Raw genomic sequence first — 8,127 nt, 5'->3', positions numbered from 1 at the left:
TATTAGGCACGCCGCCAGCGTTCGTCCTGAGCCAGGATCAAACTCTCCATAAAAAGAATTTGAGTTAAGCTCAAATTTGTATCTACCGCTTTCGCTTTCGATACAGTAAAACATTTGCTGGCATCTTTATGATGTCCAAAATTATGTTTCATCTATATAAATGAAACTTTATTCATTCACGTCTTGCTTGTTCAGTTTTCAAGGTTCATATTCGTTTACCTATTTGGTAAGTGACTTTTAATAGTTTAACATTACTCTTCATCACTGTCAACACCAAATTAGCAACTTTTAAAATATATCATACTTTTAAGACTGTAGTCAATATTTTTCTTTGTTAACTCATCGCCTTAACGACTTTATCTATATTATCATCATAAATAATTTTGCGCAACAGTTTTTTTAAAAATTTAATAAAAAAGTTGTGAAGGCTATACATAGTATGCCTGGTATGCCCAAAAACGTCACTGTTGCTATTGAGAAAATATTAATTGGTAGCACATAACCTTGCATCGCTAACAATAAATGAGCAACAAACAAAATCATCACTGCAAAAGCTAGCTTAAACCAAATAACCGCTAATTTTTCAAATATCATAGTCCAATTCAGCTTACTTACGATGAATAGAACGAAAAGCGAAATCATGCTAATGCCAAGTATTTTATAAATACTAATCACTCCTTGCAAATGTATTCTACAGAACATATGCAAAAGTTGTAGTGATTATTTCTATTGCATGCATCTAAATTTGCAACATATTAACCATACATTAAAAATAGCCGTCTGAATAATGACATGTGGAGCACCATTTTCAGACAGCTATATGTTATTTGAGGTTTACTCGGCGAATTCTAGCTTCCTTAAATAAGAAGAAGTGCACACTCTCAGCAGCTTTTCGTTGTGCCTCAATGTCTAAGTTGAAGTCATCTGATAACTCTTCGATCACTTTCGAATTATGCCAATCTTCCTTTGTTTCTTTCATAAGGCTTACTAATTTTTCATCGAATTCTTTTTTCAATTTTCCTTTTCGAGAAAAAAACATACTTCACACACCTTACAGCTCGCGTCTACCTTCCAGCGCTTTAGATAAAGTAACTTCATCGGCATACTCCAAGTCGCCACCTACAGGTAAACCATGAGCGATTCTCGTTGTTCGAATACCAGAGGGCTTGACAAGGCGAGAAATGTACATCGCCGTTGCTTCCCCTTCAATTGTAGGGTTTGTTGCTAAAATGAGCTCTTGCACACGCTCATCATGTAGCCTAGTTAATAAAGAAGCAATATTAATATCCTCAGGTCCAATACCTTCAATAGGTGAGATTGCGCCATGTAATACGTGATACATTCCATTATAATCACGCATTTTTTCCATTGCGATAACATCTTTTGGATCTTGTACTACACAAATCATCGATACGTCACGTTGCTTATCTGCGCAGATGTGGCATGGATCAACATCCGTTATATGACCACATTGGGAACAGTACATTAAATTACGCTTTGCATCAACTAACGCTTTTGCAAACGACAAAACCGTATCTTCCTTCATTGTTAACACGAAAAATGCCAGACGAGCCGCAGTTTTCGGCCCAATGCCCGGCAGTTTCATAAAGCTATCAATAAGCTTTGAAATTGGTTCAGGATAGTGCATATTCTACCTCCTAGAATGGAAGGTTTAAGCCTTGTGTGAATTTACCCATTGTTGAATTTGTAGTTTCTTCTACTTTTTTCAATGCATCATTCGTTGCCACAACGATTAAGTCTTGTAACATTTCGATATCTTCAGGATCTACTACAGATTCATCAAGGTTTACTTCAAGCATTTCGCGTTGGCCGTTCATGATTACTTTCACAACACCGCCACCTGCTGAGCCTTCAAATTGCTGCGCATTTAAAGCCTCCTGCGCCTCCATCATTTCCTTTTGCATTTTTTGCATTTTTTTCATCATACCTTGCATATTGCCCATACCACGCATAATTAAATTCCTCCTATTTTAATCAAAATAATTTATTCCTCGATAACTTCAACAAAATCTTTACCGAATAATGCCTCAGCCTCCACAATTAACGGGTCCTGAGATGCTATTGGCTGTGCATCATCAATAAATGGTTGCGCCTCTTCCTGAACCTGCTCGCTACTTTTAGTATTTAAACCGTTATCACGAATAAAGTTTTCTCGTAGCTCAAGCCACGAGCTTTCTGGAATACACAGCACCTCATACATTGTACCAATTTGAGCTGCTAATGTTTGCGTAAACATCGTTAATAAAGATTGATTTTCAGCTACCATTTGACAATGTATATCATACTTGAATTTTAACACAAAAGCACTAGAAGATGCTGCAACGGGCTCTGCTTCTGCTAAAAGTGCGGCCTGTGATTTTTGCATTTGGTTTAAGCCTTGCGCCCAAGCTGATTTGATTTTTTGTATGTCTTCCTTTGTTGCGCCTTTCAGCACTTCGTAAATGCGGCCTGTTTGCGGCTTGAAGCCATTCGGCGTTTTCGCCCTTTGACGAGGTGCCTGCTTTTCCTGCTGCACGGGGTTGCCATTTGCTAATTGCTCCGTCAGCTGTTGAACAAGTCTCTCTAATGTGACAACCTTTTCCTCTAAAGCTGGATTAACACCTACAGTTGCTACGGGGCTTGATGTAAATTGCGTTATTTTTAATAAAGCTGTTTCTAAGTAGATTTTCGTATGATGCGAAAAGCGCATTTCTTGCTGTGTTTGTGACAATGTATCAATAAAACCATACAGCGTATCTGCTGAAAACTGCTGCGCTAATTGAATGAACTTATCCTCCATTGTAACAAGCTCTAGCAGCTCGCTTAAATCTCCGCCTGTCTGTAGTAGTAATAGGTCTCGGAAAAAGGTAATAAGATCCTCTGTTAAGCGTAGCGGCTCTTTTCCATCCGCAACTAGCTGCTCTAACAAAACTAATACTTTTGCTACATCCTTTTGCTGTATCGCAAGTGTCAGCTCGTAAAACACGTCTTGGCTTACAGAGCCTGTTACAAAAAGCGCATCCTCAACTTTCACAACATCCTTACTAAAGGAGACAACTTGATCTAACAAGCTTAATGCATCACGCATCCCTCCAGCAGCTGCTTGTGTAATAACTTTTAATGCTTGTTCCTCAAATGGAAGGTCAATATCCTCCAAGACCACTTTCAAACGCTCTAAAATATCAATAGAAGAAAAACGTTTAAAATCAAAGCGTTGACAACGTGAAATAATTGTGGCTGGTAGCTTATGGGGTTCTGTCGTTGCTAAAACGAATACGACATGGGCTGGTGGCTCCTCCAATGTTTTGAGCAACGCATTAAAGGCACTTGTCGATAGCATATGTACCTCGTCAATAATATAAACTTTAAAGCGTGCATTTGCTGGTGTAAAATGAACTTTTTCGATTACATCGCGCATTTCTTCTACGCGTGAGTTAGAGGCTGCATCGAATTCAATAATATCTGGGTGGGAGCCTTCTGTAATGCTTTTACACGTAGCACATTCATTACATGGCTCACTCGTTGGGGCATGCTCACAGTTTAAAGTTTTCGCAAAAATTCTAGCCGTACTCGTTTTCCCTGTACCACGCGGACCCGAAAAAAGATACGCATGCGTTGTTTTATTTGCGAGGAGGGCATTTTGTAGCGTTCTTTTTATATGTACCTGCCCTGACATTTCCCGAAAAGACTGAGGGCGATAGACACGATAAAATGCTTGATACGTCAACGGTTTCCTCTCCTTTGTTTGAATTCATTAGCTATAGTATAGCACTAATTATATAATTTTTTCTTTAAAAAAAGCGCATCCATCATAATGAGATGGATGCGCTATAATTGGCAATTTAATGCCGTGCACCTTCCTTCGACAGCCGCACATAAGCGTTACTCTTGTCGACAGCTCAGGTTAGGCTACCCCGCGGCACATGAGTGAAACCACTTAATGCTGCTTCCTTCCGGACCTGACATAGTTCATGGGTACCCATTGCGCAGGACCCAACCGTCAACACTACGTGCAAAAGGCAGACCAAACAATACGGACAGCCTCAGAAAAGGAATTCAATCTTGCTAGAGCGGATTGCAAGTTACAGGGCACCGCTACCTCCCCATCTAGCACGGCATTTATAAGTATACTCATATAAAGTAGAAAAAGCAACGGATTACACATAGGAATTTAATGTATACTACTAAATCAAATAATTTCTTCAAAAAATACTTGACCATGATTTCAATACATGATATTCTAATTCTTGTCGATAAGACATCTATACGGAGGAATACCCAAGTCCGGCTGAAGGGATCGGTCTTGAAAACCGACAGGCGGGTTACACCGCGCGGGGGTTCGAATCCCTCTTCCTCCGCCATATTTTTAAAATTCCAACCGCTACTATTATGTAGCGGTTTTTTAATGTAAATAAGAGAAGCTATCTAAATTTGGATAGCTTCTCTTATTTGTTAATGAATATATTCGTTGCTTACAAGTGTGTCTTGCAGTACATCTGTCGGTATTTCAAATTCTACAACACCCATATAACCAGGTGCCACTTCATATTTATCAAAAACAATAACAAGCTTACCTTGCTCTGTAATATAGAAGTTTTGATCTGCTTTAATTTTTGTAAAGAGGTCCACTAAGCTTTCATCCTCAAGACCTGCACCGCTTACCCAGTACATTTTATCTTGATTTGTCGCTTTCATTTCTTGTCGCATTTGGTCTGCGATATAAGTGCTAATCTTCTCTACATAAGCATCGTCTTTAAATAAGCTTGGTAATGTAATAACAATTTCCTTTTGCTTATCAATCGTATCATATTTCATAACAGTCGATGAAGACCCGACCATTTCTACTACATAGCGACCGATTGATAAAATTTGCTCTGTATCTGTTGCAACGATATAGCCACTATCTACACCTAAATGACCACCTTCATTTGAATTCATCCAGTCAACGTCTTTTTCAAATTGCTCAAATAATGCCTTGCCTTCTGCTGCATATTTTTCATTTAATGCGGCTATTTCTTCTGATTTTCCAGCAATTTTTGGAACAGCAATATTTGCTGAATATGTGTCCTCTTCCACCTCATAGCTAACAAATGTGAGGACGCTTACTACATCACCTAGCAATGGTACACCTATTAAGTTTTTCGCCATTGCTGGATTAATATTTAAGCCAGCAGTAAATATAGCTGTTGCAGCAACTGCGCCTAAAATCCATTTTGGGGCACGTCTTTTTGGTCGTTGCTTCAAGCTTGTTTCTACTATCAAATCAAGATTTTTAGGTATCGGTACATCTTTATATTGCTGCTCTAGCTTTTTTAAACGCTCATCCATCATTACAAACCTTCTTCCTCTTGTAGTTGTATCCTTAATAGCTTTAACGCCTTATACAATCTGGATTTAATTGTGCTAATATTTGTATCTAACACCCTTGCAACATCCTCTATTTTTAAATCTTCGAAATAACGTAAAATAACGACTTCTCGATAAACGGTCGGTAAGTTATCTAGCGCTATTTCTAGATCCGTATTTTCATACGTGTCGATTTGCTGTGGCGTTAAGTGCACAAGTTTGTCATCTTCCATTACCTGTTGACGCTTATGCTTACGGAGGAAATCGATAGCTGTGCGCACGACAATTTTATAAAACCAGCTCCTCATTTGATCTTCATTTTGCAATGTATGAAGAGATTGTAATGCTTTTTGAATACTGTCCTGCACAACATCTAACGCATCCTGCTCATTTTTTGTATAGCTATAAGCAAGATAATAAAAGCGCTCCTTGTTGTTTCGGATAAATGTTATTAAATTTTGTTCCGCGCGCGAATTACTCATTTCCGAAATACTCCTTTTTTTAATGTATACAACTACTAGACGGATAAGTTTATAAAAAAGTTTAAATTGTTTTGGTGCCAGGCACACATACAATTTAACATGGTTTGCACTAAAAAAGAAGCTAGGGCAAAAAGAAAAATGTTAAACCAAAATACGATCGGTTTAACATTTTTGGAATTTACCGCCAAGTTAAGTTATATCAATTTTTATACTAGCCTCTAAAATGTCGATGATTTGCTGTGCAGATGTTGTAATATGTAATAAGCTGCGTTGCTCTGCTCGTATAAAGCCTTCATCTAGCATCTTTTCAAAATGTTGTGCGATGGCGTCGTAAAAGCCGTTCACATTGTATAAAATGACAGGCTTTTCATGTAAGCCAATTTGCGCCCAAGTGAAAACTTCAAAATACTCATCAAGTGTGCCGCAACCACCTGGCAATGCAATAAATGCATCCGCTAATTCCACCATCTTTGCCTTTCGTACATGCATCGATTCAACAAAGTGAATTTCCGTTAAGCTTGTATGAGCAATCTCACGCTGCTGTAAATGTGTAGGCATCACACCAATTACTTTGCCACCCGCGTGCAATGCCGCATCTGCCACTTGTCCCATTAAACCAATATTAGAACCCCCATAAATAACACCATGCCCCGCGTTTGCTAAGGCTGTGCCAAGCTGTGCTGCCGCCTCTTTATATATGTCCGATTTCCCGATTTGTGAACCACAATAAACTGCTATATTCATTAAAAATGCACCTACCTTTTCTTCTATTATATTAATAGACAAGGTAGGTGCATGACTAGTTGCTGTAGAAATATTTAACGAAATAATTACATTTTACTTTGGGTTGCCAAGGTCGACATCATTTAATGGGGCAACCTCGTTAGACATCGGAACACTCACTAATAATAAAGCTAATACTAAAATCCATTTTTTCATTTTACATAACTCCTTTATTTTTAATATAGTGATACCTTTTTAATAATTCATATGCTTGCTTATATTTGCGTTTTTCCTCTAAATAAGGAATATAGTATTCAAGCGCCTCTACTAAATAAACGTCTTCCTTTTCCTCTTCAAAAAGGCGCATTGCTTGTAAAATATATTGCTCGAAATCATCATAGTTTTGCTGTGCATAAGCAATCTTTGCTTGTGAAAAGATTACTAGCGAATTAGGTATAACCGCCTTATATTGCTCTAGCTTATCATCTGCTCTGTTTAAGCTACCTTGTTTAATATAAATATTAATTAACAAATAAATTGTTTTGACCTTATCTACTTGTGGAGCATCTTTTCTAAGCTCTAAACAATGCAACAGCATTTTTTCAGCCTCTTCATAATTTTCCTGTTCGAAATACACTAGACCTAAATTATGATAAAGCTTCCCAATAATCAAAACTTCTTTTAACTGGATTAATTCACTTAGTGCAATGCCATATTGATAATAGCTTTGTGCCTGTTGATAGTCTTTTTCCTTTTGAAATAGAGCACCAAATAAATTATAGGAATGGATTGCTGCAATCCAGTTTTGGATGCGCAATTCGTAGTGGAGTACTTTATTTAAGCTATTGCACGCCTTTTCTATATTCCCCAATTGGTAATAACACAATGCTAAATTGTAACGAACTGGTATTTGGTCAGCAACAGCATATGAACTATTTAATGCTTGCTGATAATGCAACAAGCTTTGTTCATAATCTTTTTGCATGAAAAAGTATGTGCCACATATTTTTAAATACTTATATTGCAGCTCTGGAGGAACATCCTGTAAATCTATGATGCCCTGCAGCTCTCGTTCAAACAGCTTCTTTGCCTCATCATTTTGATGGAGGTTAGCGTAAACATCAAAACGTAGAAGGTTTAAATTGAGCTCCTGCCAAACTGAGGACACGTATGTAAGCTTTTCTTGGTACTTATTGAATATACTTTGCGCTTGCTGGAATTGATGCTTTTTGATATAGCTCTCTATACATTCAATAACCTCCACAATTTCTGAATCATCCTCATAAAAGTCTGTTAAATAATGTGAAGGTACATCTAACCTTTTAGCCATTAATCGCAATGTCTCAGTTGGAGGTTGATATCTCCCCTTTTCAATATTGCTAAAATGAGAATTGGATACAATACCTGTATAAACATACTCACGAGAAAAGCCTTTTAGCATCCTTATTTTTCTTATTCTATTACCTATGTGCAAAAGGTCCACCTCATTTCAGTACGCTTAAAGTGGTAGCTTCAACCAAATAGTAAGGTACTTATTGAATTATATCACATTCCAATAATACTAAAGTATCAGCTA

At 37.6% G+C, this 8,127-nt stretch carries 9 protein-coding genes, 1 tRNA gene and 1 other RNA gene; 1 reads left to right on the top strand and 10 read right to left on the bottom strand.

The features are described from left to right. Positions 1 to 399 precede the first annotated feature (399 nt). The 6 genes from M3Z76_RS17545 to ffs all read right to left on the bottom strand — a co-directional run bounded on the left by M3Z76_RS17545 (position 400) and on the right by ffs (position 4,116). Entirely contained in the window at positions 400 to 642 is a 243-nt protein-coding gene (locus M3Z76_RS17545) for a pro-sigmaK processing inhibitor BofA family protein (protein WP_293929285.1), read from the bottom strand. 181 nt (positions 643 to 823) lie between these two features. Then, a complete protein-coding gene (locus tag M3Z76_RS17540; RefSeq protein WP_293929274.1) occupies positions 824 to 1,039 on the bottom strand; it encodes a YaaL family protein in 216 nt (71 codons plus the stop codon). Between the two features lie 12 nt (positions 1,040 to 1,051). Then, a complete protein-coding gene (gene recR, locus M3Z76_RS17535; protein WP_293929273.1) occupies positions 1,052 to 1,648 on the bottom strand; it encodes a recombination mediator RecR in 597 nt (198 codons plus the stop codon). Positions 1,649 to 1,658: 10 nt separating this feature from the next. After that, entirely contained in the window at positions 1,659 to 1,973 is a 315-nt protein-coding gene (locus M3Z76_RS17530; protein ID WP_293929270.1) for a YbaB/EbfC family nucleoid-associated protein, read from the bottom strand. 32 nt (positions 1,974 to 2,005) lie between these two features. Further along, a complete protein-coding gene (gene dnaX / locus M3Z76_RS17525) occupies positions 2,006 to 3,727 on the bottom strand; it encodes a DNA polymerase III subunit gamma/tau (protein WP_293929268.1) in 1,722 nt (573 codons plus the stop codon). A gap of 121 nt (positions 3,728 to 3,848) precedes the next feature. Next, positions 3,849 to 4,116, bottom strand: an RNA gene (gene ffs, locus M3Z76_RS17520) — signal recognition particle sRNA large type. A gap of 152 nt (positions 4,117 to 4,268) precedes the next feature. Here ffs and M3Z76_RS17515 point away from each other — a divergent pair. Continuing rightward, positions 4,269 to 4,361, top strand: a tRNA-Ser gene (locus M3Z76_RS17515). A 91-nt stretch (positions 4,362 to 4,452) separates the two neighbouring features. On the opposite strand, the gene rsiV is transcribed toward M3Z76_RS17515, so the two are convergent. The 4 genes from rsiV to M3Z76_RS17495 form a co-directional block, all read right to left on the bottom strand. Continuing rightward, the gene (gene rsiV, locus M3Z76_RS17510; protein WP_293929284.1) at positions 4,453 to 5,328 is read right to left on the bottom strand and encodes an anti-sigma-V factor RsiV; all 876 of its coding nucleotides are present in this window, start codon (positions 5,326 to 5,328) and stop codon (positions 4,453 to 4,455) included. 2 nt (positions 5,329 to 5,330) lie between these two features. Further along, a complete protein-coding gene (locus M3Z76_RS17505; protein WP_293929266.1) occupies positions 5,331 to 5,828 on the bottom strand; it encodes an RNA polymerase sigma factor SigV in 498 nt (165 codons plus the stop codon). A 189-nt stretch (positions 5,829 to 6,017) separates the two neighbouring features. Then, positions 6,018 to 6,572 carry an LOG family protein gene (locus M3Z76_RS17500; RefSeq protein WP_293929264.1) on the bottom strand — a complete coding sequence of 185 codons (555 nt, stop codon included), beginning with the start codon at positions 6,570 to 6,572 and terminating at the stop codon, positions 6,018 to 6,020. A gap of 196 nt (positions 6,573 to 6,768) precedes the next feature. Then, entirely contained in the window at positions 6,769 to 8,034 is a 1,266-nt protein-coding gene (locus M3Z76_RS17495; protein ID WP_293929262.1) for a helix-turn-helix domain-containing protein, read from the bottom strand. Positions 8,035 to 8,127 lie beyond the last annotated feature (93 nt).

The organism is Metasolibacillus sp. (genome assembly GCF_025291715.1).
Lineage (GTDB): Bacteria > Bacillota > Bacilli > Bacillales_A > Planococcaceae > Metasolibacillus > Metasolibacillus louembei.
Note: the sequence above shows the minus strand (reverse complement) of the source record. Positions and strands in the feature narration are given on the sequence as shown.